Origin of the sequence: Streptomyces sp. NBC_01217, assembly GCF_035994185.1 — a bacterium.
GTDB lineage: Bacteria > Actinomycetota > Actinomycetes > Streptomycetales > Streptomycetaceae > Streptomyces.
In genome coordinates, this window is record NZ_CP108538.1 from 7,388,827 (window position 1) to 7,413,431 (window position 24,605).

Here is a 24,605-nt window from a genome sequence, read left to right on the forward strand (position 1 = left end):
CACACCGCGGGGGCGGGCACGCAAATCCGTGCCCGCCCCCGCGTCCCGGGCCCGCTACCAGCGGACCGGCAGCGACGTCGGCCGCCGCAGCACCGTGCCGTGGTCCCACGGGACCTCGGCCGGGTCGGTGTCCAGCACCAGGCCGGGGAACTCCCGTGCCAGCCGCGTCAGTACGCTCACGATCTCCATCCGGGCCAGCGCGGCACCCATGCAGTGGTGCATGCCGTAGCCGAACTGCAGGTGCCGCTTGCCCGGCTCCCGGTCCGGGTCGACGGTCAGCGGGGCGGCGAAGACCGCCGGGTCCCGGTTGGCGGCGAACGCGTCCGGATAGACCACATCGCCGGTCAGGACCGTGCCCTCGCTGGTCTCCACGTCGCGTCCGGCGATCCGCGGGAAGGCGGAGATCGTACCGAGCGGGATCAGCCGGATCAGCTCCTCGGCCAGACGCGGCGCGATCTCCGGCTCGGCTGCCAGGCGCTGCCACAGCGCGGGCGCCGACAGCAGGACGTACAGCGACTTGGTGAGGACCGAGACGATGTTCTGGTCGGCGCCGAGCAGTGAACCGAAGAAGATTCCGGTCAACTCCGAGTCTTCCAGCGGCGGTTCGGCCCGGTCGCGCTGCGCCCGGAAACGGTCGATGAGACCGCCGGTCACGACCGGCCGTACGCCCTTGACCAGCTCGTCGACGTATCCGTACACCCGGTAGAAGTGCTCCACCAGATCCGGTACGTCGTCGTGCGAGGCGATCTGGACGATCCGGGACGAGGTGCGGAAGTAGTCGATGTCCTCCACTGGTATGCCGAGGAAGTCGCAGTTCACCGTCACCGGCACCCGGTCGATCAGGTCCCGGAACAGATCGGGCGTGCCGGACGAGCGCAGCCGGGCGACGGCCTCGTCGAGCACCCGGTCGAGCACCGGGCGCAGCCGCTCGGTCGCCGTGGAGCTGTAGTCGGCCGCGACGAACCCGCGGATGCGGGCGTGGTGCGGCGCGTCGAGATTGAGCAGCAGTTCCTTCGGCATGGTCGTGGGCAGGAAGCTCGGGCCGTCGTCCACGTTCGTCTCGGTGCGCCCGAAGCTCGGGTCGGTGAGGACCTTGTGGACGTCGGCATACCGGGTCAGGTGCAACGCCCGGTGGCTGCTGGGGAGTTCGATCAGCGGGACGCCGCCGGTGCTGCGTTCGCCGAGCGGTGTGAAGGGGGGCGTCGGGTCGAGCCCGGGGATGTCGGTGACGGTGACGGTCGCCGACTCGGCGGTGATGGTCATGCGTGCTCCGTTGGGTTCTTCGAAGGCGTGGGGGTACAGGGGTCAGACGAGGGCCGGCAGACCGATGAGGCCCGCCAGATCCCGTGTCGCCTGGGCGTTGTTGCGGAAGTGCACGGCCCGCCAACCGGTGCGCCGGGCGGCCTCGCAGTTCACCGCGAGATCGTCGATCAGCACACAGTCGGCCGGATCGAGACCCGCCGCCTTCTCCGCGCGGCGGAAGATCTCCGGATCGGGCTTGCGCACACCGACCTTGCAGGAGTCGACGATGCAGTCCACCTCGCCGACCGGCTCGACGACGGCCCGCCAGTACGGCTCCCACTCGACGACGTTGTTGGACAGGATGCCGACGCGGTAGCCGTGCTCCTTGGCGTGCCGGGCGGTGGCGACCATGACGGAGTTGGCGCGCACCCCCTCGAACCACTGCTCGCCGAAGCGCTCGAAGCGGGCTCGCGAGAGGTCGATGCCGGGGTCGGCCGACTCCAGCGCGGCGGCCATGGCCCGGCCCCATTCGGGCTCGGGCAGCATGGCCAGCTCGATGGGGGCCAGCGGATCGTCCTCGCCGAGCCCGGTCGCGACGGCGGCGAGGGCGTTCTTGAGCTGGCGGGGCGTGATGCCCGTACGGGCGTGGTAGTGGTCGAAGAGGTCGTCCAGCGGCGGCGAGAGCACTCCGCCGAAGTCGAACCAGATCATGGGCAGGGACACTGTTGTCTCCTCGGTGTGCGGTCGGATTCGGGGACTCGGGCCTCGTTGGGCAAATCCCTAGACGGCAGCGGAGGAGAACCGATTCAGCAGGGCGTTCGGGAGGGGACTGGTCCGGGTGAGGTGGACGCGGGCACGCGCGATCGTGTCGGCCTCCTGCACCATGGTGATCTCGAAGGCCACGGTGTCGGCGGCGGGCGACTCGACGACCCGGGCCAGGCAGTCGGTGGGCAGCTCGAACTCGCCGAAGCGGGTGAAGTCCGTCTCCACCCGGGTCAGCAGCAGTCCGCGCGGCGAAAGACCGAACAGCTCGTGCGCCGCGTGTACGGCGGTCTGCCGGTACGCCTCGAAGATCAGCGCACCCGGGATGTGGTCCAGCGGGTGGTCGAACAGCGCCGGGTTGGCCTGGTCCACGATCACGTGCGCCCGCAGCTCGCAGTCGTTCACCACGGCCTCGGACAGGACGACGTTCTGCGGCGTCGAACGCCCCACGGTGACCGGGGCGATCCGGCGCCCGGTGTGGTGCGAGCGGACCGGGGAGAGGGTGAGCGCGGCGCGCCCCTTCTCGCGCAGACGGTTCCAGGCGGCGGGCGGCATCCACTGCGTGACGGTACGCATGGTCGCCGCCTCACGGCCGTCGATCGTGAGCACCAGATCGAGGCCGGAGCCGGTCACCACGGACTCGCGGTGCTTCAGGGAGGCCTGCGTGGCATGGATCTCCACGCGGCCGGGCAACCCGCCGATCCGCAGGGCCTGCGGGTCCGTGACGGTCATGTCGCCGCTGTTGAAGCTGAACTTGCTCTCGATCGGCGCGTCGAGGAACCGGTGGGCGACATAGATGGACGCCTGGCGGAACACCTCGACCAGCAGCAGCGGGTCGTAACTCGCGGGTGCGGTGATGTGGTCGCTGTAGTAGCTGTGGACGCGCGGGAGCTGAGCGGCTATCAGATACTCGTTGTCGGAGAGGTGGGACGCGTCGGTGAGGAAGACCTCACAGATCGCCGCCCGGTGCACCAGTGACCTGGCCACGGTCCGGGTGTAGGACAGTTCGGGGCTGAGTGTGTTGGGCATGACGAAGTTCCCCCTTGTTGCGTACGCACCTCGCGTCGAGGTACGGCCAGAACCGTACCTTCTTCGGGTGGGGATTGCCCGTGGCGCAGGCCACTTGAGGCGTGAGCAGCTCGTTAAGTTCTGATGACGCGACATCGCCAGGGCCGTGGGACCGCCCACCGGATGTCCCGCGCACGGGCCCCGGGACCTGTACGGCGGCTCGCACGCTTCGCCCATCGGGCCACCGGGGGAAACGAGTTGACGGGTGCCGGTCCGGGCCGTTCTCATGAACCCCGGCCGACAGCCGTCGGCACTTCGCTCCCATCACCGCGTCGTGCGACACGCGTCACGTGGGGAAGATCACCCGATTCCTGGATGGTTCACATGCCCGCGGGCAAGATGCATGCCGACGAGCCGGACATCGATGTACCCCTGGTGCGCCGGCTGATCGCCGGTCAGTTCCCGCAGTGGGCCGGGCTGCCCGCCGAACCGGTGGCCTCCGCGGGCACCTCCAACGCCATGTACCGGCTCGGCGAGGACATGGTCGTGCGACTGCCTCGCATCGCGGGGGCCGCACGTGATGTGGAGAAGGAGCACCGGTGGCTGCCGAGGCTCGCGCCCCTGCTCCCCGCCGCGATCCCCGTGGCCCTGGGCAGGGGAGAGCCCGCCGCCGGATACCCCTGGCCCTGGTCGGTCTACCGCTGGCTGGAGGGCCGCAATCCGACCGTCGGGCCGGATGGTGGCAGTCCGGGCGCCGGGCGCACCGCCGAACCCGTACTGCTCGCGGCGGATCTGGCGGGGTTCGTCGCCGCGTTGCACCGGGTCGACCCCACCGACGGACCGCCCTCCTACCGCAGCGAGCCCCTGGCTGCGCGCGACGCATCGACGCGCGCCGCGATCGGGGAGCTGCACGGAACCATCGATGCCGACGCGGCGGTCGCGGTCTGGGAGGCGGCCCTGCGAGCCCCCGAGCGGACCGGCCCGGGCGTCTGGATCCACGCGGATCTGCAACCGGGGAACCTGCTGATCGCCAACGGGCGGCTCAGCGCCGTCATCGACTTCGGGTGCCTGGGGCTGGGCGACCCGGCCGTCGACCTGATCGCGGCGTGGTACCTGCTGCCGGCCGCTGCACGCGGCACCTTCCGCACCGCCCTGGAGGCTGACGACGCGGCCTGGGCCCGGGGCCGCGGCTGGGCGCTGTCGACCGCACTCGGCGAGCTGCGCCACTACCGGGAGACGAACCCGGCCATGGCGGCCATCGCACGACACGTCATCCACGAGGTGCTCACCGGCGACGAGTGCGCCGCATGACACCTCCGCCGTGCGGGACGCCGCGCGTGGGGCGAGGCCGAGAGGCGCGCGGAATGCGATGGTGGACCGGGGGGTTTGGCAAGTTACACGGCACGAACAGCGCAGAGAGCGGATGACACCCATGGGCGAGCTGATCCTGATCCGGCACGGCGAGACCGAATGGTCGCGGTCCGGGCAGCACACGAGTCACACCGATCTGCCCCTGACCCCCCTGGGCGAACGGCAGGCACGCGCACTGGCGCCCCTGCTCGCCGACCGGCAGATCGCACTCACCCTGGTCAGTCCCTCGGTACGCGCCCGGCGCACCGCCGAGCTCGCCGGACTCGCCGCCCCCCGCATCACCCCCGAGCTGCGCGAATGGGACTACGGCGGCTACGAAGGGGTGACCACCGAGGAGATCCACCGCACCCGCCCCGAGTGGAACCTCTGGACCGACGGAGTCGCCCCCGGCCCCGAGGCGCACCCCGGCGAAACCCCCACCGAGGTCGGTGCCCGCGCCGACCGGGTGCTGGCCGAGGTCGCTGAGGCGGCGAGCCGTGACGCGGACGAGGACATCGCGCTCGTCGCCCACTCCCACTTCCTGCGCGTGCTCACCGCCCGCTATCTCGGACTGACCCCCGCCGAGGGCACGCTGTTCCAGCTCGCCACGGGGGCCGTCTCCCGGCTCGGCACCGAGCACGGCCAGCCGGTCATGACGGCATGGAACGTTACCCTGCCCGAGAGCCTCTTCCCCCGGGCCGTTCCGGACTTCCCGAGCGGGACCGAGGGCGTTGTGTCCGGCTGAGTTGTTGTGCCGGGCCGGCGCGTAGTGCCCCGGCCGGGGTGTTGTGTCCGGCCGTGGGACACCCGCTGCCGGACACAACACCCCAGGAGCGCGAAGAACGGCCGGTACCTCGCAGGAGGTACCGGCCGTCCGTCAGCGGCCGCGGCTGCGCCACGGGCGCCGGGAGCATCGGATCAGGAAAGCAACTCCAGCTCCGCGAGTGTCCCTTCACCGGCGAACACGAGGCGGTAGTGCGCGTACGAGCCCGGCGCGCTCACCGAGAACACCCGCGTCTGCCTGTCCCAGGCGAACGACTGGGTCGACCGCTTGTCGAGGTCCTTCCACGTCGTGCCGTCCGACGAGCCCTGCAGGACCCAGCCCGTCGGGGCCTTGTCCGCCGCGCCCGATGTCAGCGTGTACTGGGCCGCGTTCGTGGCCGAGGACACCGGCAGGTCCACCGAGGTGACCGTGGCCGAGGTGGCCGATGTGTTGTCGAACAGGGCACCTGCGCCCTTCAGCACGTCCGCCTTCGGCGTCGCCACCTTGTCGTCCGTGGTGATCGAGACCGGCGCAGCGTCCTTGCCGGTGCCCCACGATGACGGCTTCGCACCCATGTCAAAGTCCAGCACACCGCCCTTGGCCAGCAGCTCGTGCGGCAGCGAAGTCGAGTTCCACTTCTTGCCGTTGACCTTCAGGCCCTGCACATAGATGTTCTTCGCGCTGTTCTTCGGCGCCCTGACCACCAGGTCGTGGCCGTTCTCCAGATGGACCGTGGTCTTCTTGAAGAGCGGGGAGCCGATCGCGTACTCGCCACTGCCCATCACGAGCGGGTAGAAGCCGAGCGAGGAGAAGAGGTACCAGGCCGACTGCTCGCCGTTGTCCTCGTCGCCGTGGTAGCCCTGGCCGATCTCGCTGCCCGTGTAGAGGCGGCTCAGGACCTCGCGGACCTTCTCCTGCGTCTTCCAGGGCTGCGATGCCGCGTCGTACATGTAGGTGACGTGGTGCGCGACCTGGTTGCTGTGGCCGTACATGCCCATCCGTACGTCACGTGCCTCCGTCATCTCGTGGATGACACCGCCGTACGAGCCGACGAACTCGGGACCGGCCGTCTCCGGCGTGTCGAAGTACGTGTCGAGCTTCTTCGCCAGGCCGTCCCGGCCGCCGTACAGATTGGCCAGGCCCCGGCTGTCCTGCGGGGCCGTGAAGGCGTAGCCCCAGCCGTTCGTCTCCGTGTAGTCGTAGCCCCAGACCCGCGGGTCGTACGCGTCGGAGGCGACCCGCCAGTCGCCCTTGGCGTTTTTGCCCTGGAAGAAGCCCGCCTTGGAGTCGAAGAGGTCGACGTAGTTGCGGGCCCGGTTCAGGAAGTACTCGGACTCCTCCTTGTACCGCTCCTTCTTCGTCTTCTTGTAGAGCGCCCGGCCCATCTGCGCGATGCCGTAGTCGTTGAGGTAGCCCTCCAGCGACCAGGACAGGCCCTCGTGCGTGGAGGTGTTGGCGTAGCCGACGAACGGGGACGTCTCCATGCCCTTGCGGCCGACGCCCGAGGACGGCGGGACCACGGTGGCGTTCTTCAGGGCCGCGTCGTACGCCGCCTCCGCGTCGAACTTCACACCCTTGACGTAGGCGTCCGCGAACGCGACATCGGAGGAGGTCCCGGTCATCAGGTCGGAGTAACCGGGGGACGACCAGCGGGAGATCCAGCCGCCGTCCTTGTACTGCTGGACGAAGCCGTCCACCATCTCGCCGGCCTTGTCCGGCGTGAGGAGGGAGTACGCGGGCCAGGTCGTGCGGTAGGTGTCCCAGAAGCCGTTGTTGACGTACACCTTGCCGTCGACGATCTTCGCGCCCGTGTGGGTCGGGGTGTCGGATCCGACCTGCGGGGAGAAGGGGCTGGCGTACTTGTCCTTGCCGCCGACCTTCTCGAAGCCCGAGTTCGGGTACAGGTACAGCCGGTACAGGCTGGAGTACAGGGTGGTCAGCTGGTCGGCCGTCGCGCCCTCGACCTCCACCTTGCCCAGGATGCCGTCCCAGGCCTGCTGCGCCCGGTCCTCGACCTGGCCGAAGGAGCGGGAGGCGGGGATCTCGGCGGCGAGGTTGTGCTTCGCCTGGTCGATGCTGATCAGCGAGGTCGCCAGCCGCAGGCCGACCGTGCGGTCCTTGCCCGCGTCGAAGCGCAGGTAGCCCGTGACGTCGTCGCCACCGCCACCGGACAGCTTGCCGCTCGCGGTGACCGGAGCGTCGAAGACGCCGTACACGAAGAGCCGGGTGGCGCCGGTCGAGCCGCCGCTCTTCACATCGGAGAAGCCGGTGAAGGAACTCGTCGCCGGGTCGAGGGTGAGCCCGCCGTCGTTGGAGACGTTGTCGAAGACGATGCTCGCGTCGTCACCCGGGTAGGTGAACCGCATCCGGGCGGCGTGGTCGGACGGTGTCATCTCGGCCTTGAGGCCGTTGTCGAACGTCACACCGTAGTAGTGCGGCTTCGCCGTCTCGTTCTCGTGGTGGAACGGCAGCGCACGCGCCGTGCGGGCGGCGTCCGGGGTGCCGGAGACCGCCGAGGGCATCAGCTGGAAGGTCTGCCGGTCGCCCATCCAGGGGCTCGGCTCATGGCTGGCGCTGAAGGCCTGGAGGGTGGGCAGGTTGTCGTCGTTGTTGCCGCGCGCGTAGTCGTACAGCCAGCTCGTGGATCCGGCGTTGGTGACCGGGGTCCAGAAGTTGAAGCCGTTCGGGACGGCGGTGGCGGGGAAGTTGTTGCCGCGCGAGAAACCACCGCTGGAGTTGGTGCCACGGACCGTCGACGCGTAGTCGGAGAGGTGCGCGCGGCGCTTCTCGGGCGCCTTCGGGGCGATCTTGATGTCGTCGATCCAGCCCTGGAACTTCGCCGGGCCCTTGGGGGAGTCGTACGCCACCAGAATCCGGTCGACGGTCCTGCCCGCAGCGACCGTACCGATCGAGGAGTCGACCTTGTTCCACTGGTTGACGTACAGCCGCTTGGCATCGGCCTGGCCCTGCGGGGTCAGCAGACCGCCGTTGCTGTCTGTGGCCCGCAGATCGCTCAGATACGTGCCGTCCGTGAACGCCAGGTCCACCGAGACATGCGTCGCCGGGTAGGAGAGGTCGGTCTCGCCCATCTGGGGATAGATCAGATAGGAGAGCGAGGTGTCACGGGTGACCGCCGTGTTCACATCGAAGACCTTGTTGTACGAGTAGGCCCGGCCGTCCGCCTTGTGCGTACCGGCGTACCGCAGGGCCTTCTTGCCGGTGAAGCCCGCGCCCGCCTTGGCGGTGGGGGAGCCGGACGGGCCGCGGTCGGCCTGGCTGCGCATCGAGTCGGGCGCCGGGGCCGAGGTGTTGCCGTCGGAGAACTGGACGTCGGCGAGCTGGGTCGCGTCGGAGGCGCCGTTGTTCTTCGTGATCTGCAAGCGATAGTGCTGGTATGCCGTGTCGGCGGTGAAATCGTACGACTTGGTCTGGAACCGCTCGGTGAAGGTCTCACCGGTCCGGGAGTCGAGGTCCTTCCAGTCCTTGCCGTCGGCGGAGCCCTGCAGGGTCCAGTCTTTCGGGTCGCGCTCGTCGTGGTCATTGGCCGACGTCAACGCGTATGTCACGACCTTCACCGGTTCGGTGAGGTCGAACTCGAGCCAGGCGGTGGGTTCGAAGGACAGCCACTTGGTGCCGGACTCCACGTCGATCAGGTTCTCCTTCACCTCCCCGCCGCCGGTGTTCTCGCCGCTGGCGCGGACATCTGTCACCTTGTCGGTCACGTTGCCCGGTATTCCGGCGGAGAAGCCGCCGTCGACACCCGATGACCGCTTCTCTCCGTCAGGACCTTCTTCGACGGTGTTGCGCCAGTCCGGCTGCTTTTCATCCGATTCGAAGGATGAACTGAACGTCCGTTCCCCCAAGGGGGTTTGGTCCTTTTTGACTGTCCCGGCCGACTGTGCGGCGGCCATGCCGGGGGCTGTCACGACCAGAACCAGTGAAGCCGCGATCAGTGCGGCCGTGCGGCTTTGTCTCTTGCGAGAACCGTGTCGGGGCTGCATGCCGAGCCATTCCTCCCGAGGAAGTGCGCATGGACAACGTTGTCAGACAGTTGCGCAAGGTCCAGTAGGGAGCCAAGTGCCTTGATGTGTCAAGGGTGTTGGGTGTGAATCGCCGACAGAATCGACCGTATTGCGGAAATCGTTACACCTGGACCAGGGCGTGCGGGGTCCAGGTATCCGCGAGGTCTCAACTCGGGAAAGACTGCTGCTCAACCTTGCATTCGATCTTGCTCAGGCGGCTTGGAGTGGACTATACCTGTCGGCGTCCGCATAGCTTTTTCCGGCGACGCGGACAAGGGGGACACGGGGAACGGCCGAGGAACGCGTGGCAAGTGCATCCGCTGCCCGATCTCCCCAAACCCCCCCGCTGCACATGGCTAGCCTGAAATCAGCATGACCCAAGCGCAACTGACCGCGGTGGCGGGGCCCTTCGCCTGAGGCGAATTTTCGACGGGCGACCGGTACACACCGCCTGAGTCCTGGAGAAGGCGAGGACTTGAGCATGGGATCCACCTCCGCCCACAAGAATGAGGGCCTCGGCCGTCGCGATGTGATCAAGCGATCTGCCGCACTCGGCCTGATCACCGTTCCGACGATGAGCTTCCTGTCGGCGTGTGCGAGCAGCGACAGCAGCAGCGACAAGAAGGTCGAGAAGGGCAAGACCAGCAAGACGAACCCGCTCGGCGTCAACGAGACGGCCCCCCTTGAGGTGGTCATCTTCGACGGCGGCTTCGGCCAGCAGTACGCGATCGACGCGGAGAAGAAGTACAACGCGGCGTTCCCGAAGGCCCCGAAGGTCAAGCACGCCGCGACGCAGAAGATCCAGTCGCAGCTGCAGCCGCGTTTCAACGGCGGCACGCCGCCGGACCTGATCGACAACTCCGGCGCCGAGCAGATGGACATGGGTGTCCTGGTCGGCAAGAAGCAGCTGCTGGACCTGACGCCGCTGATGGACGCCCCGTCCATCGACGACCCGTCCAAGAAGGTCCGCGACACGCTGCGTCCGGGCGTCCTGGAGATGGGTCAGTTCGACGGCGACCCGGTCTGGATCATGTACTACGCGTACACCGTGTACGGCGTCTGGTACTCGCAGACCGCGCTCGACAACCTCGACGCGCAGTACCCCGAGAACTGGGACGACATGCTCGCCCTGTGCGAGAAGGCGAAGAAGAAGGGCATCGCCGGCTGGACGTACGCCGGTAAGTACCCCTACTACCTGCCGTTCTCGCTCTACCCGTTCATCGCCAAGATCGGCGGCCGGGAGGTTCTCGACAAGATCGACAACCTGGAGCCGAACGCCTGGAAGGACCCCGCGGTCAAGGCGGCGTTCGAGGCGTACTACGAGCTGTACAAGAAGGGGTACATCCTCAAGGGCACCCCGGGCCTGACCCACATCCAGTCGCAGACCGAGTGGACCAAGGGCAAGGCGCTCTTCATCCCGAACGGTTCGTGGGTGGAGAACGAGGCCGCGCCCACCACGCCCAAGGACTTCAAGATGATGGTCTCGGCGCCGTCCGGCCTGGACTCGTCCGACAAGATGCCGTTCGGCACCATCTGGGCGTCCGGCGGCGAGCCCTTCGTCGTCCCGGCCAAGGCGAAGAACCCCGAGGGCGGCATGGAGCAGCTGCGCATCATGCTCTCCGAGGAGTCCTCGAAGAACTTCACCAAGCAGGTCAAGTCGCTCAGCGCCTTCAACGGCGGCACCGACGGTCTGACCCTGTCGACCGCCATGCAGGCCGGTGTCGACGCGCTGAAGAAGGCCGGCGACAACGTGGTGAACCCGCGTCTGCAGGACTGGTACGTGAAGCTCCAGAAGGAGCAGATCGGTGTCGCCGGTATCGGCGAGATGATGGCCGGACGTGCGACCCCGGCGGAAGCCATCAAGAAGATCCAGGCCTTCGCCGACGCGGCGGCCAAGGATCAGTCCATCAAGCACTACAAGCACCAGTGAGCAACCGTCACCAGCGGCGGCACCCGCGGAAAGATCGGGGTCGGTAAACGATGCAGCATGGCAAGTACCGTTTCATCGTGGGGTTCCTGGCAGTCCCACTCGCGCTGTACGCGGTCTTCGTCATTTGGCCGTTCGTCCAGTCCATCTATTACTCGTTCACGGACTGGACCGGCCTGAGCCCTGACTTCAAGATGGTCGGGATCGACAACTACACGAGGATGCTGAAGGACGACATCTTCTGGAAGTCGTTGCAGCACAGCGTGTTGCTTGTGCTGCTGCTGCCGCTGGTGACGCTGGGCCTGGCGCTGTTCTTCGCCTTCATGCTCAATGTCGGAGGCCGGCGGCGCAAGAACGCCGCGGTCTCCGGCGTGCGCGGCTCGGGTTTCTACAAGATCGCCTATTTCTTCCCGCAGGTGCTCTCGATCGTCATCGTCGCCCTGCTCTTCCAGTTCGCCTTCAACCCCCGTGACGGGATGCTGAACGCGACGCTGAAGGGAATCGGCCTCGGTTCCATCCAGCCGGACTGGCTGGGTGACCCGAGTCTCGCGCTCGTCTGCGTCATGTCGGTACTGGTCTGGTCGACGGTCGGATTCTTCGTCGTCCTCTTCTCGGCCGGAATGGCGTCCATTCCGAAGGACTTCTACGAGGCGGCGCTCCTGGACGGCGCCAACCGCTTCACGACCTTCTTCCGGATCACGCTTCCGCTGCTCTGGGACACGGTGCAGTCGGGCTGGGTCTACATGGGCATCCTGGCCCTCGGCGTGGAGGCGTTCACCGCCGTACAGGTCATGACCGTGGGCCCCGGTGGCCCCGACTACTCGACCACGGTCCTTCCGCTGTACGTGTACCAGACGGCCTTCCGCGACGGGCAGGCCGGATACGCAACAACGATCGGTGTCGGACTGCTCATCGTCACCATGGCCTTCGCCGCCATCGTGATGCGGCTGGGCCGGCGCGAGCGGCTGGAGTTCTGATGAAGACCACTGACACCCCTCCCGCGGCCCCGGCGGTGGAGCCGGTCCCCGTGGCCAAGGCGCCCGCGCCCGCCGTCAAGGCGAAGAGCAGCGAGGGCCAGGTCCTCAATGTCTTCTCGCACGGTGTGCTGATCATCTGGGCGATCCTGGTCGTCATGCCGCTGCTGTGGGCGGTGATGGCGTCGTTCAAGACGGACGACTCGATCCTGTCGACGCCGTGGGCGCTGCCGGACAAGCTGCACTTCGACAACTGGTCGCGCGCCTGGAGCCAGGCGCACATGAGCGATTACTTCTTCAACACCGTCGTGGTGGTGGGCTGCTCGCTCGCCGGCACCCTGCTGCTCGGTTCGATGGCGGCGTACGTACTGGCGCGGTTCGACTTCCCCGGCAACCGTTTCCTCTACTACCTGTTCATCGGCGGGATGAGCTTCCCGATCATCCTGGCGCTGGTCCCGCTGTTCTTCGTCATGAACAACATGGGCCTGCTGAACACGCGGCACGGACTGATCATGGTCTACATCGCGTACTCGCTGCCGTTCACCGTCTTCTTCCTCACCTCGTTCTTCCGGACGCTGCCGTCCTCGGTGGCGGAGGCGGCGATGCTCGACGGGGCCTCGCACACCCGGACGTTCTTCCAGGTCATGCTGCCGATGGCGAAGCCCGGCCTGATCAGCGTCGGTATCTTCAACTTCCTCGGGCAGTGGAACCAGTACATGCTGCCCACGGTGCTCAACACCGATCCGGGGCACCGGGTGCTCTCCCAGGGGCTGGTCGAGCTGGCCAACAGCCAGGGGTACAAGGGTGACTGGTCCGGTCTCTTCGCCGGTCTGGTGATGGCGATGCTGCCGGTCCTCGCGGCCTACATCATCTTCCAGCGTCAGGTCGTCGCTGGGCTCACCGCGGGTGCGGTGAAGTAGCACCCCGTATTCTCCGCACACACACAAACCGCCCGCCGGCGCATCGCCGGCGGGCGGTTTGTGTGTGTTACGGGGCCGTACCGGGTGCGGGCCGTGTGCTCATCCGAGGCTTCGCATGCTCAAGGTCTTGACGGGGAGTGCCCCAAAACGCTCAGCTTAGAGTTCACATGTTAGAGAAAACGGTAGGAGTGAGAGAGTCGATGGAGACTCCGGGGTCGCAGACATCTCTGCATCGCGCCAACCTTGAGCGGGTCGTGCGCGCCGTACGCATGGCCGGCTCGCTCACCCAGGCGGAGATCGCGCGGAGCACCGGCCTGTCAGCGGCCACCGTCTCCAATATCGTGCGCGAGCTGAAGGACGGCGGCACGGTCGAGGTGACCCCCACCTCGGCGGGCGGCCGCCGGGCCCGCAGCGTCTCGCTCAGCGGCGACGCAGGCATCGTGATCGGCGTCGATTTCGGGCATACGCATCTGAGGGTGGCGGTCGGTAATCTCGCCCACCAGGTGCTCGCCGAGGAGTCCGAGCCGATGGATGTCGACGCCTCCGCCGCGGAGGGGTTCGGACGGGCGGAACGCCTGGTCAAGCGGCTGATCGAGACGACCGGGATCAGCCCGGACAAGGTGATCGGGGTCGGCCTCGGTGTACCCGGCCCGATCGACGTGGAGTCCGGCACGCTGGGCTCCACGTCGATCCTGCCGGGGTGGACGGGCATCAACCCCAGCGAGGAGCTCGCGGGCCGGCTCGGCGTACCGGTGTACGTCGACAACGACGCCAACCTCGGGGCGCTCGGCGAACTGGTCTGGGGGAGCGGCCGCGGGGTCAAGGACCTCGCCTACATCAAGGTCGCCAGCGGTGTCGGCGCCGGTCTGGTGATCGACGGGCACATCTACCGGGGGCCGGGCGGGACGGCCGGTGAGATCGGGCACATCACGCTCGACGAATCGGGCCCGGTGTGCCGCTGCGGCAACCGCGGGTGCCTGGAGACGTTCACCGCCGCGCGGTACGTCCTGCCGCTGCTCCAGCCCAGCCACGGGCCCGATCTCACCATGGAGCGGGTGGTCCAGCTGGCCCGTGGCGGCGATCCCGGCTGCCGCCGGGTGATCGGGGACGTGGGGCGGCACATCGGCAGCGGGGTGGCCAACCTCTGCAATCTGCTCAACCCCAGCCGGGTGGTGCTCGGCGGTTCGCTCGCGGAGGCGGGCGAACTGGTCCTCGCACCGATCCGCGACTCGGTCTCCCGCTATGCCATTCCCAGCGCCGCGAGGCAGCTCTCGGTGCTTCCCGGGGCGCTCGGCGGCCGGGCCGAGGTGCTGGGCGCGCTGGCCCTGGTGCTGAGCGAAATGGGCGATTCGACCCTCTTGGAGGGCACTCTGTCGACGGCGACCCCTGCCTTCACTTAGATAACGAATGGCACCGTTGTCATCTCGTTAAGAATTTACTCCTTGACGTCGGCTTCGCGGCCGAGTTGACTTCCAGCCACCTCGGCCGCAACGTTGCGGCCTCGTCAGGGAGGCACACCCGCAATGAACGCAATGACGCGACGCATCGTCATAGGCACGGCCGCAGTTTCGATGGCCGTCTCCCTCGCAGCCTGTGGCAAGGCGGGCGACGACAAGAAGGGCTCGGCGGACTCGGGCAGCAAGACCAAGATCGGTCTGCTGCTCCCGGAGAACAAGACCGCTCGCTACGAGACGCTGGACAAGCCGCTGTTCATCGAAGCGGTCAAGAAGGACTGCGCGGACTGCGAGGTTGTCTACAACAACGCGGCCGGTGATGTCGGCCAGCAGAAGCAGCAGTTCGAGCAGCAGATAGCCGACGGCATCAAGGTCATCGCGATCTCCTCGGTCGACGCCGAGAAGTCCGCCGCGTGGGTTGCCGACGCACACAAGAAGGGCGTCAAGGTCGTCGCGTACGACCGCGCCATCGTCGGTGCCGACGCCTACGTCAGCCACGACAACGAGAAGATCGGCAAGCTCCAGGGCGAGGCCGTCCTCGCCGCCCTCGGTTCCAAGGCGGCCGGCTCCAACCTCGTCATGATCAACGGTGACGAGAAGGACCCGAACGCCGGCCTGTTCAAGAAGGGTGCTCACGAGGCCCTCGACGGCAAGATCAAGATTGCCTACGAGGCGTCCGGCGAGTGGGACCCGAAGATCGCCGGCGAGAAGATGACCGCCGCGATCTCCTCGGTCGGCAAGGGCAAGATCAACGCGGTCTACTCCGCCAACGACGGCATGGCGGGCGGCATCATCACGTCCCTGGGCAACGCCGGCATCAAGGACATCCCGGTGGGTGGCCAGGACGCCGAGCTCCCCGGTATCCAGCGGATCATCGCCGGTACGCAGACCTTCACGATCTACAAGTCGCCGAAGCAGCTCGCCCCGACGGCTGCCCAGTTCGCTGTCAACCTGCTCCAGGGCAAGGACATCGGCGCCTCGGGCGAGACGGACGGCGTTCCCTCCACGCTGCTCGAGCCGACCGTGGTGAACAAGGACAACATCGAGTCCACCGTGGTCAAGGACGGCATCTACCAGGCCTCCGCGATCTGCGTCAAGGACATCGCCGCCAAGTGCACCGCACTGGGCATCCAGTAGTCCCTCCTCGCGCCAGGGCCAGCAGGCCCTGGCGCGTACGGGTTTGATCCGCGCCGCACGGCGGAGTCTGCCCCCCCATGACTGTCCGGCCCCGGCCGGCCCACACCCCGCTGCCGGCCGGGTGCCGGACATTCTTCCCCCAGTACTTCCAGTACATCGACGCTGCCCCTCGTGGCGCGGCGTCTCCGCCGGTCAGGCGGCACATCCCCGCCGGTCAGGCGGCGAAGGAGATGGTTCACGTGTCACAGACGCCCGTGCTGGCGTTGCGTGGAGTCTTCAAGCGATTCGGAGCGGTCCAGGTCCTCTCCGGTGTCGATCTCGAAGTCCACGCCGGAGAAGTGGTCGCCCTGGTCGGCGACAACGGTGCAGGAAAGTCCACGCTGGTCAAGACGATCGCCGGCGTGCACCCCATCGATGAGGGCGTCATCGAGTGGGAGGGCGCGAAGGTGGACATCAACCGTCCGCACGACGCCCAGAACCTCGGCGTCGCCACCGTCTACCAGGACCTTGCGCTCTGCGACAACCTGGATGTCGTCGCCAACCTCTTCCTCGGTCGCGAGATCAAGAAGGGTGGCGTCCTCGACGAGGTCGCCATGGAGAAGCGGGCACAGGACCTCCTGTCCACGCTCTCCATCCGTATCCCCAGCGTCCGTATCCCGGTTGCCGCGCTCTCCGGCGGCCAGCGCCAGGTCGTGGCCATCGCCCGTGCCCTGGTCGGCAACCCCAAGATCGTGATCCTGGACGAGCCCACCGCGGCCCTCGGCGTCGAGCAGACCGCACAGGTCCTCGACCTGGTGGAGCGGCTGCGCGAGCAGAACCTCGGCGTCATCCTCATCAGCCACAACATGGCCGATGTGAAGGCTGTCGCCGACAAGGTCGCCGTGCTGCGACTCGGCCACAACAACGGCATCTTCCCTGTGGCGACGACCAGCCACGAAGAAATCATCGCCGCGATCACGGGCGCCACGGACAACGCCGTGACCCGTCGCAAGTCCCGCAGCGCGGAGGCATCCAAGTGAGCAAGATCAGCAAGACTTCGGCCGAGGTCCCGGCCCAGGCAAAGGCCACCGAGGCTCCCGTAGCAGCGGCCGGCGCAGTCAAGGCCGTCGACCCCCGCCTGCTCATCCGTGAGCAGGGCTTCAAGGGCTACTGGACCGAGTTCAAGCGCAAGGTGCGCTCGGGTGAGATCGGCTCGCTGCCTGTCGTGGTGGGCCTGATCGTCATCGGGATCGTCTTCCAGGTCGAGACCGGCAACTTCCTCACCTCGTACAACCTCGACCAGATCACGTTGTACGCGGCGGGCCCCGGCATCATGGCCGTGGGCATCGTCTTCGTACTGCTGCTCGGCGAGATCGACCTCGCGGTCGGTTCCGTCGCGGGTCTCGCGGGTTCGGTGTGGGCCGTGCTCGGCACGGACATGCCCGACTCCCTCGCCATCGTGGTCGGCATCCTGTCCGGCACGGTCATCGGCGCCTTCCACGGCATCGTCTTCGCCAAGATCGGCGTGCCCGCGTTCGTCGTGACGCTGGCAGGCTTCCTGGGCTGGGCCGGTCTGCAGACCTGGGTGATGGGCGACAAGTCCACCATCACCACCCCGCTCGGCAGCTTCGTCCGCGACCTGACCAGCTACTACTTCGCCGACGTCGCCGCCGCCTACGGTCTCGCCGTGGTCGTGATCGTCGCCTTCTACCTCGCGCAGCTGCGCGACTCGAGCCGCCGCAAGGCCGCAGAGCTGCCGCACCGCCCGCAGAGCGAGATCATCCTGCGCACCTTGCTGATCGCCGTCCTGTGCCTCCTCGCCGCGTACGCGTTCAACCAGGAGCAGGGCCTCCCGCTCTCCCTGGTGATCTTCCTCGCGATCCTGGTCATCACCGACTTCGTTCTGCGCCGCACCACCTACGGCCGTCAGATCTTCGCGGTCGGCGGTGGCATCGAGGCAGCGCGTCGTGCTGGTATCAACGTGTCCTGGATCCGCATCTCGGTGTTCATGATCTCCGGCACGCTCGGTGCGGTCGGCGGTCTCTTCCTGGCCTCCGCGACCGGCGGCGCCGACCGTTCGCTCGGTGGCGGCAACCAGCTCATGATGTGCATCGCCGCAGCCGTCATCGGCGGTACGTCCCTGTTCGGCGGACGCGGCAAGGTCTGGTCCGCGCTGCTGGGCATCCTGGTCATCCAGTCGATCGTCCAGGGCCTCAACCAGATGAACCTGTCGTCGAACGCGATCCAGTACATGATCACCGGTGGAGTGCTCCTCATCGCCGTGATCATCGACTCGGTCTCGCGCAAGACCCAGAAGACCGCGGGCCGCGCCTGACCGCGGAACCCGCGCCTGTGCCCGGCACCCTTCGTGGTGCCGGGCACCTGCGTGTACGCATGTACGCACGCACCGATCCGCACCCGAAAACACCGCCCGATGACCGGGACCCCGGACGGAACATTAGACTCAGCGGATCGGCATGCTCGACCAGCTCAAACGCAAGGAGGCACGGGTGGCCCTGCTGACCCGCATCGGGGGACCGCGCGACCTGGACCGGCTCAGTCCTGAGCAGCTGGAACAGCTCGCCGAGGAGATCCGGACCTTCCTCGTCGACGCAGTCTCCAAGACCGGCGGCCACCTCGGCCCCAACCTGGGCGTGGTCGAGCTGACCATCGCCCTGCACCGGGTCTTCGATTCGCCGAAGGACAAGGTGCTCTTCGACACCGGTCACCAGAGCTATGTGCACAAGCTCCTCACCGGCCGCCAGGACTTCTCGAAGCTCAAGAGCAGGGGCGGCCTCTCCGGCTACCCCTCGCGCGCCGAGTCCGAGCACGACGTCATCGAGAACTCGCACGCCTCCACCGTGCTCGGCTGGGCCGACGGCCTCGCCAAGGCCAACGAGGTGCTGGGCAAGGACGACCATGTCGTCGCGGTCATCGGTGACGGCGCTCTCACCGGCGGTATGGCCTGGGAGGCGCTGAACAACATCGCCGCCGCCAAGGACCGCCCGCTCGTCATCGTCGTCAACGACAACGAGCGCTCCTACGCCCCGACCATCGGCGGCCTCGCCAACCACCTGGCCACCCTGCGCACCACCGACGGCTACGAACGCTTCCTGGCCCGCGGCAAGGACATCCTGGAGCGCACCCCCGTCGTCGGGAAGCCGCTGTACGAGACGCTGCACGGCGCCAAGAAGGGGCTGAAGGACTTCATCGCCCCGCAGGGCATGTTCGAGGACCTCGGCCTGAAGTACGTCGGCCCGATCGACGGACACGACATCGAGGCCCTGGAGTCCGCGCTCCAGCGTGCCAAGCGCTTCGGCGGGCCCGTCATCGTGCACTGCCTCACCGAGAAGGGCCGCGGCTACACCCCCGCCCTGCTCGACGAGGCCGACCGCTTCCACGCCGTCGGCAAGATCCACCCCGACACCGGCCTCCCGGTCGCCACCTCCGGTCTCGACTGGACCTCCGTCTTCGGCGAGGAGATGGTCAAGCTCGGCAAGGAGCGCAAGGACATCGTCGCGATCACCGCGGCCATGCTCCAGCCCGTCGGCCTCACCGGGTTCGAGAAGGAATTCCCGGACCGGATCTACGACGTCGGCATCGCCGAGCAGCACGGCGCGGTCTCCGCGGCCGGCCTCGCCACCGGCGGACTGCACCCCGTCTTCGCGGTGTACGCCACCTTCCTCAACCGGGCCTTCGACCAGGTCCTGATGGATGTCGCGCTGCACAAGTGCGGTGTGACCTTCGTCCTGGACCGGGCGGGGATCACCGGCACCGACGGCGCCTCGCACAACGGCATGTGGGACATGTCGATCCTGCAGTGCGTGCCCACCCTGCGGATCGCCGCCCCGCGCGACGCCGACCAGGTCCGCGCCCAGTTGCGCGAGGCCGTCGAGGTCGACGACGCACCGACCGTGGTCCGCTTCTCCAAGGGCGCGGTCGGCCCGGCGGTCAAGGCCGTCGGCAGGGTCGGCGGCATGGACATCCTGCGCGAGCCCGGCACCACCCGGCCGGACGTCCTCCTGGTCTCCGTCGGCGCGCTCGCCCCGATGTGTCTGGAGATCGCCGATCTGCTGGACGCCCAGGGCATCTCGACGACCGTCGTCGACCCGCGCTGGGTCAAGCCGGTCGACGAGGCCATGGCCCCGCTCGCCGAGCGGCACCGGGTCGTCGTCACCGTCGAGGACAACAGCAGGGCCGGCGGCGTCGGTTCCGCCGTCGCCCAGTCGCTGCGCGACGCCGGGGTCGACGTACCGCTGCGCGACTTCGGCATCCCGCCGCGCTTCCTCGACCACGCCTCCCGCAAGGAGGTCATGGCCGAGATCGGGCTGACCGCGCCGGACATCGCCCGCCAGGTCACCGGCCTGGTCGCCAAGCTGGACGGCCGCTACGAGACGGGCGCGGACAGCGCGTCCGTGATCGAGCCCGCCCGCGACTGACACCCCGCACGAGGCGATACGGCCAATGGGCCGGTCGGGCCACCCTGTACGGGTGGTCCGACCGGCCCATTCGCGTGAAATCCTCCGGGGCGGAGCCCTGCGGCGCAGATACGGTCCCAATCATGGCGTACACGACGAGTGCGTGGAGGTACGCCGGTGACTGCCCAGCAGGACACACCACCAAGCAGCGACGGACTGTTCAGGACCAAGACGGTCGAGCAGTCCATCCGCGACACCGAGGAGCCGGAGCACGCGCTCAAGAAGTCCCTCTCCGCGCTGGATCTCACGGTCTTCGGGGTGGGTGTCATCATCGGCACCGGCATCTTCGTACTCACCGGCAAGGTGGCCAAGGAGACCGCCGGTCCCGCCACCGCCCTCGCCTTCGTCGCCGCGGGCATCGTCTGCGCGCTGGCCGCGCTCTGCTACGCCGAGTTCGCCTCCACCGTGCCGGTCGCCGGTTCCGCGTACACCTTCGCGTATGCCTCGCTCGGCGAACTGGTCGCCTGGATCATCGGCTGGGACCTGGTGCTGGAGTTCGCACTCGGCACGGCGGTGGTGGCGGTCGGCTGGTCCGGTTACGTCCGCTCGCTGATGGACAACTTCGGCTGGAACATGCCCGAAGTGCTCTCCGGACCCGACGCGGCGAAAGGATTCGGCTTCGACCTTCTCGCCTTCGTCCTGGTGCTCGTCCTGACCGTCGTGCTGGTGCTCGGCATGAAGCTCTCCGCCCGGGTCACCACGATCGTGGTCGCCATCAAGGTCGCCGTGGTCCTGATCGTCATCATCGCGGGACTGTTCTTCGTCGAGGCCGCCAACTACTCGCCGTTCATCCCCGAAGCACAGCCGCAGGCCACGGGATCGGGGCTGACCGCGCCGCTCATCCAGCTGATCTTCGGTTACGAGCCCACGAACTTCGGCGTCCTGGGCGTCTTCACCGCCGCCTCCGTCGTCTTCTTCGCCTTCATCGGCTTCGACGTGGTGGCCACCGCCGCCGAGGAGACAAAGGTGCCGCAGCGTGACATGCCACGTGGCATCCTCGCCTCGCTCCTCATCTGCACCGTGCTCTATGTCTCCGTGTCGCTGGTGGTCACGGGCATGGAGCACTACAGCGAGCTGTCGGTCGAGGCCCCGCTGGCCGATGCCTTCAAGGTCGTCGGCCATCCCGTCTTCGCCGGATTCATCAGCTTCGGCGCCGCGGTCGGCCTCACCACGGTCTGTCTGATCCTGCTGCTCGGACAGACCCGGGTGTTCTTCGCGATGAGCCGCGACGGGCTGCTCCCGCGGTTCTTCTCCGTGACGCACCCCCGCTTCCGCACGCCGTACCGCCCGACCATCCTGCTCGGCTTGGTCATCGCCGTCGTCGCGGGCTTCACGAGCATCAACGAACTGGCGACGCTGGTGAACATCGGCACGCTCTTCGCGTTCGTCGTCGTGGCCCTCGGCGTCCTGGTGCTGCGCCGCACCCGCCCCGATCTGCACCGCGCGTTCCGCACCCCGTGGGTGCCGCTGATCCCGATCCTCTCGGTGGCCGCCTCGGTCTGGCTGATGCTCAATCTGCCGGCCGAGACCTGGCTGCGGTTCGCCGTCTGGATGGCCCTCGGCGTGATCATCTACTTCGCGTACGGGCGCAGGCACAGCAGGATCAACGCGCCCCTCGGACGGGCGTAGTTCAGCCGGTGCGCGACGGCGGCAGCGGCCGCACCGTACGGGGGCCCACGCACCGCGCCCCGTACGCCTCCACCCGCTGCCGCAGTTCCCGGTCTGCGGTGACGACGACACAGATGCGGGACGGCGTATGTGACATGGCATCGGCGACCAGTTCGACGATCCGGTCGTCACCGCTCCCCGGCGCCGGCTCCACCCGCACCCCGGGAATCGAAGCAACGCCCCGGGCCGCGCCCTCGACGACCAGGACCAGCTCGGCGGGACCGGGGTGGACCGCCAGCCCGTCCACGGCGAACGGGACCAGCGAATCCCGCAGCCTGACGGCCGCACCGCACCGGTCCCGCCACCACCCGTCCGGTACCGACCCGACCACATTGGCCGCGTCGACGATCACCAGGGCCGGTTCGCTCAGCATCCTCGAAGGGTGTCATGCGCCGGCCCCGGCCGGAGTCCGTCAGCCGCCGGTGGCGGGGGACTTCTTCGCGGACTTTGGGATCGTGGCGTCCTCGCGGATCGCCTTCCACAAGGTGTTGGCCTGCGGCTGCGCGGCCACGACCCGGTTCGGATCGGCCTTGTCGTACGCCACCGGGAGCATGATCGTCTCCATCGAGGCGGGGTCGACGCCCTGCATGGAGCGGGCGAACTTCGAGAGCGAGTTCAGCGAGGCGAGACCGTCGTCGGTCGTCAGCGACTTGGTCGCCGAGTTGGCGATCTTGTACGTGTCCGTCGGACTGCTCAGCAGGTCCTGGGACTTGACCTCGCTCAGCAGCGCCAGCAGGAACTGCTGCTGCAGCCCGATCCGGCCGAGGTCGCTGCCGTCCCCGATGCCGTGCCGGGTGCGCACGTACGCGAGCGACTGCGTGCCGTCGAGCTTGTGCGGTCCGGCGGTGAGGTCGAGGCCCGAGGACTTGTCGTGGATGTCCTGCGGGACGTCCACGGTGACGCCGCCTATCGCGTCGACCAGATCCTTGAACCCGGCGAAATTGATCTCCAGGTAGTGGTCGATCCGGATCTTGGACATCTTCTCCACGGTCTTGACCACACAGGCCGGACCGACCTGCGAGTAGACGGAGTTGAACATCACGCGGTTCGCCGCGGGGACGGCCGTGCCGTCGGCCTTGGTGCACTCGGGCCGGGTGACGAGGGTGTCACGCGGTATGGACACGGCGACGGCCCTGGTGCGGCCCTCGGGAATGTGCACGACCATCGCGGTGTCGGACCGGGCCCCGCTGACGCTGCCGCCGCCGCCCAGCTCCTTGTTCTCCGCACCGGCCCGCGAGTCCGAGCCGAGAACCAGCAGGTTCTGCCCGCTGGTCGGCAGCTTCTCGGGGCGGTCGTCACCGAGCGCCTTGTCGATGTCGACGCCCTTGATGTTCCCGTCGAGACTGCTGTAGAGCCAGTAGGCGGTGCCGCCCCCGGCGAGCAGCAGGACGAGCAGGACACCGAGAGTGATCTTGAGTCCGCGGCGGCGCTTGCGGGGGGCTCTTCGGGAACGGGGACTGTCGGATTCCAGCTGTCCGGTGGCAGGGGTCTGGTCAGTCATGGGCTCGTCTGCTTCTTCCGTCGGGACGCGACACTCGCGTGCGAGAGGGACCGGGCGGCAGAGGGGTACCAGCCCACCTGTCTGTAGCAGGATGGAGTGAATGATAGACAGATGTTCGGACAGTTGATGGTGTGGGGGTGTTCACGCTGAAGTGAAGACCAGGTGGACGGTATGACAAACTTCTCCTCCGAATGTCTGTAGGTGCCCGTGAGGCTACGGAAAGGCGGGACGGGCTCGTGAGCCGTGGCAGGGGTGGCAGGGCAGTGGTTCCCCGCGGGGGCACGAACGAGGCCGGGGCGCACGCCCCGTCGGTGACCGCCGTGCCGCCCGGACGCTGGCTGTTCACCCGTCCTGACGGACTCATGACCGCGTACGGGCAAGGCCCGCAGGGGCTGGTCCGGTGGACCGAGCACACCGCAGAGGGCTGGACGGGTCCCGAAGCGATCGAGGTGCCCGGCTGGGCCGGTCATCTGAGCACGGCCCGGACGCGCGAGGGCTACGTGCATCTCGCCGCCCGCCGTTCGGTCGCCGCCGACCCGGGCCGGTCGGAGATCGTGCTCGCGACCCAGTTCCAGACCGGCCGCGCGCTGACCCCTTGGCACAACCTCGGCGCACCGAAGTCCACGCCCGACGTGGACAATTCCCCCGCATTCGGACCGCTGACCACCGTGAATCTCAGCACCGGATCCATCCATGTGCTGATCGCCACGCGCACCGGCGAGATCTTCCGGCGCAGCCGCAACCCCGAGGGCAACTGGGGCGGTTGGAAGAGCGTCACGAACGGCCCCTGCCCGGGTGAACCCACCGCGGTCATGACGGATGGCGGACCGCTGGAGATCCTGGTCCAGGGCGTGTCGGAGGCCGACCGCTGGGTGGGCAGGGCGCAGGGGCGTTTCGAACTCGCCGACCGCATCGCAACGCCAGTCGCCGCGGGCAGCGCGACGGCGTACGAGACCGGTCCCAAGCGCGCCACGTTCTTCTGGCGCTACCCCGGCGACAATTCCGTCGTGGCCTGGCGCCCGCAGGCCACCGGCAGCGAGGGCCTGATGACGCTCGGAGGCGCGGGCGGGCGTGGCGCGCCCGGCGTGACGCGGGTGATCCTCGGGGGGTACGACTGCACCGTTCTCGTCCAGATCGCCCTCCACGGCGGCATGGAGGTCGCCGCCTACGTCACGGAGAACGAGGGGTACGGCATGTGGTGGGCGCCGCTCGGCGGCCCCGACGCGGAGTCGGTCCAGGCCGTCGTCGACGGCTTCGGGCGGGTGGTGGTGGCCGCGCTCGACAAGCAGGGCGTCCTGCACGTGACGCGCCAGGACACGACCCAGGAAGGGCTCGCCTTCGGCCCGTGGCACCAGGCGCACTGACCCGCGCGGGCGCCCCGGTTCCGTGCCCCGCCCCGTCACCGGGGCCCACAGCGGCG

The 24,605-nt window shown here is 68.1% G+C and carries 18 protein-coding genes; 12 read left to right on the forward strand and 6 right to left on the reverse strand.

Annotated elements, in window-relative coordinates; all coding sequences use genetic code 11:
* Positions 1 to 54: 54 nt before the first annotated feature.
* From OG507_RS33060 to OG507_RS33070, 3 genes are read right to left on the reverse strand one after another with little or no spacing between them, the layout of a single operon-like run.
* On the reverse strand, positions 55 to 1,263 hold the full coding sequence (locus OG507_RS33060) for a cytochrome P450 (protein ID WP_327370770.1): 1,209 nt from the start codon (positions 1,261 to 1,263) through the stop codon (positions 55 to 57).
* 42 nt (positions 1,264 to 1,305) lie between these two features.
* Positions 1,306 to 1,965: an HAD family hydrolase gene (locus tag OG507_RS33065; protein WP_327370771.1), complete on the reverse strand. Its 660-nt coding sequence runs from the start codon at positions 1,963 to 1,965 to the stop codon at positions 1,306 to 1,308.
* A 57-nt stretch (positions 1,966 to 2,022) separates the two neighbouring features.
* Positions 2,023 to 3,033 carry a ScbA/BarX family gamma-butyrolactone biosynthesis protein gene (locus OG507_RS33070; protein WP_327370772.1) on the reverse strand — a complete coding sequence of 337 codons (1,011 nt, stop codon included), beginning with the start codon at positions 3,031 to 3,033 and terminating at the stop codon, positions 2,023 to 2,025.
* Between the two features lie 363 nt (positions 3,034 to 3,396).
* On the opposite strand from OG507_RS33070, the gene OG507_RS33075 reads away from it, so the two are divergent.
* Positions 3,397 to 4,323 (forward strand): aminoglycoside phosphotransferase family protein, encoded by a 927-nt coding sequence (locus OG507_RS33075; RefSeq protein ID WP_327372179.1) that lies wholly within the window; start codon positions 3,397 to 3,399, stop codon positions 4,321 to 4,323.
* A 121-nt stretch (positions 4,324 to 4,444) separates the two neighbouring features.
* Positions 4,445 to 5,107 (forward strand): histidine phosphatase family protein, encoded by a 663-nt coding sequence (locus OG507_RS33080; protein WP_327370773.1) that lies wholly within the window; start codon positions 4,445 to 4,447, stop codon positions 5,105 to 5,107.
* 173 nt (positions 5,108 to 5,280) lie between these two features.
* Here the strand turns inward: OG507_RS33080 and OG507_RS33085 are convergent, their stop codons facing one another.
* The gene (locus OG507_RS33085) at positions 5,281 to 9,126 is read right to left on the reverse strand and encodes a GH92 family glycosyl hydrolase (RefSeq protein ID WP_327370774.1); all 3,846 of its coding nucleotides are present in this window, start codon (positions 9,124 to 9,126) and stop codon (positions 5,281 to 5,283) included.
* 502 nt (positions 9,127 to 9,628) lie between these two features.
* Here OG507_RS33085 and ngcE point away from each other — a divergent pair.
* The 9 genes from ngcE (at position 9,629) to OG507_RS33130 (ending at position 21,645) form a co-directional block, all read left to right on the forward strand.
* Entirely contained in the window at positions 9,629 to 11,077 is a 1,449-nt protein-coding gene (gene ngcE, locus OG507_RS33090) for an N-acetylglucosamine/diacetylchitobiose ABC transporter substrate-binding protein (protein ID WP_327370775.1), read from the forward strand.
* A 50-nt stretch (positions 11,078 to 11,127) separates the two neighbouring features.
* A complete protein-coding gene (locus OG507_RS33095; RefSeq protein WP_327370776.1) occupies positions 11,128 to 12,051 on the forward strand; it encodes a carbohydrate ABC transporter permease in 924 nt (307 codons plus the stop codon).
* A complete protein-coding gene (locus OG507_RS33100) occupies positions 12,051 to 12,968 on the forward strand; it encodes a carbohydrate ABC transporter permease (RefSeq protein WP_327370777.1) in 918 nt (305 codons plus the stop codon). Before OG507_RS33095 ends, OG507_RS33100 begins: the two co-directional genes overlap by 1 nt.
* Positions 12,969 to 13,168: 200 nt before the next feature.
* Complete coding sequence (locus OG507_RS33105) at positions 13,169 to 14,368, forward strand: ROK family transcriptional regulator (protein ID WP_327370778.1); 1,200 nt, start codon at positions 13,169 to 13,171, stop codon at positions 14,366 to 14,368.
* Positions 14,369 to 14,491: 123 nt separating this feature from the next.
* Positions 14,492 to 15,559: a sugar ABC transporter substrate-binding protein gene (locus OG507_RS33110; RefSeq protein WP_442811055.1), complete on the forward strand. Its 1,068-nt coding sequence runs from the start codon at positions 14,492 to 14,494 to the stop codon at positions 15,557 to 15,559.
* 230 nt (positions 15,560 to 15,789) lie between these two features.
* Complete coding sequence (locus OG507_RS33115; protein ID WP_030979331.1) at positions 15,790 to 16,578, forward strand: ATP-binding cassette domain-containing protein; 789 nt, start codon at positions 15,790 to 15,792, stop codon at positions 16,576 to 16,578.
* On the forward strand, positions 16,575 to 17,873 hold the full coding sequence (locus OG507_RS33120) for a sugar ABC transporter permease (RefSeq protein WP_327370779.1): 1,299 nt from the start codon (positions 16,575 to 16,577) through the stop codon (positions 17,871 to 17,873). The genes OG507_RS33115 and OG507_RS33120 overlap by 4 nt, the downstream gene beginning before the upstream one ends.
* Positions 17,874 to 18,048: 175 nt before the next feature.
* Positions 18,049 to 19,977 (forward strand): 1-deoxy-D-xylulose-5-phosphate synthase, encoded by a 1,929-nt coding sequence (gene dxs, locus OG507_RS33125; RefSeq protein WP_327372181.1) that lies wholly within the window; start codon positions 18,049 to 18,051, stop codon positions 19,975 to 19,977.
* 156 nt (positions 19,978 to 20,133) lie between these two features.
* Positions 20,134 to 21,645, forward strand: a complete 1,512-nt coding sequence (locus tag OG507_RS33130; protein ID WP_327370780.1) for an amino acid permease — start codon at positions 20,134 to 20,136, stop codon at positions 21,643 to 21,645.
* Between the two features lies 1 nt (position 21,646).
* On the opposite strand, the gene OG507_RS33135 is transcribed toward OG507_RS33130, so the two are convergent.
* Entirely contained in the window at positions 21,647 to 22,057 is a 411-nt protein-coding gene (locus OG507_RS33135) for an NTP pyrophosphohydrolase (RefSeq protein ID WP_327370781.1), read from the reverse strand.
* Positions 22,058 to 22,096: 39 nt separating this feature from the next.
* Positions 22,097 to 23,185, reverse strand: a complete 1,089-nt coding sequence (locus OG507_RS33140; RefSeq protein ID WP_327370782.1) for an LCP family protein — start codon at positions 23,183 to 23,185, stop codon at positions 22,097 to 22,099.
* 263 nt (positions 23,186 to 23,448) lie between these two features.
* Here OG507_RS33140 and OG507_RS33145 point away from each other — a divergent pair, with 263 nt between their 5' ends.
* The gene (locus OG507_RS33145; RefSeq protein ID WP_327370783.1) at positions 23,449 to 24,549 is read left to right on the forward strand and encodes a hypothetical protein; all 1,101 of its coding nucleotides are present in this window, start codon (positions 23,449 to 23,451) and stop codon (positions 24,547 to 24,549) included.
* Positions 24,550 to 24,605: the final 56 nt, after the last annotated feature.

Coding starts and splice junctions, on each gene's coding strand:
- OG507_RS33060 (WP_327370770.1), bottom strand. CDS start 1,263: ATGACCATCACCGCCGAGTCGGCGACCGTCACCGTCACCGACATCCCC.
- OG507_RS33070 (WP_327370772.1), bottom strand. CDS start 3,033: ATGCCCAACACACTCAGCCCCGAACTGTCCTACACCCGGACCGTGGCC.
- OG507_RS33075 (WP_327372179.1), top strand. CDS start 3,397: ATGCCCGCGGGCAAGATGCATGCCGACGAGCCGGACATCGATGTACCC.
- OG507_RS33080 (WP_327370773.1), top strand. CDS start 4,445: ATGGGCGAGCTGATCCTGATCCGGCACGGCGAGACCGAATGGTCGCGG.
- OG507_RS33085 (WP_327370774.1), bottom strand. CDS start 9,126: ATGCAGCCCCGACACGGTTCTCGCAAGAGACAAAGCCGCACGGCCGCA.
- ngcE (WP_327370775.1), top strand. CDS start 9,629: ATGGGATCCACCTCCGCCCACAAGAATGAGGGCCTCGGCCGTCGCGAT.
- OG507_RS33095 (WP_327370776.1), top strand. CDS start 11,128: ATGCAGCATGGCAAGTACCGTTTCATCGTGGGGTTCCTGGCAGTCCCA.
- OG507_RS33100 (WP_327370777.1), top strand. CDS start 12,051: ATGAAGACCACTGACACCCCTCCCGCGGCCCCGGCGGTGGAGCCGGTC.
- OG507_RS33105 (WP_327370778.1), top strand. CDS start 13,169: ATGGAGACTCCGGGGTCGCAGACATCTCTGCATCGCGCCAACCTTGAG.
- OG507_RS33110 (WP_442811055.1), top strand. CDS start 14,492: ATGAACGCAATGACGCGACGCATCGTCATAGGCACGGCCGCAGTTTCG.
- OG507_RS33115 (WP_030979331.1), top strand. CDS start 15,790: ATGGTTCACGTGTCACAGACGCCCGTGCTGGCGTTGCGTGGAGTCTTC.
- OG507_RS33135 (WP_327370781.1), bottom strand. CDS start 22,057: ATGCTGAGCGAACCGGCCCTGGTGATCGTCGACGCGGCCAATGTGGTC.
- OG507_RS33140 (WP_327370782.1), bottom strand. CDS start 23,185: ATGACTGACCAGACCCCTGCCACCGGACAGCTGGAATCCGACAGTCCC.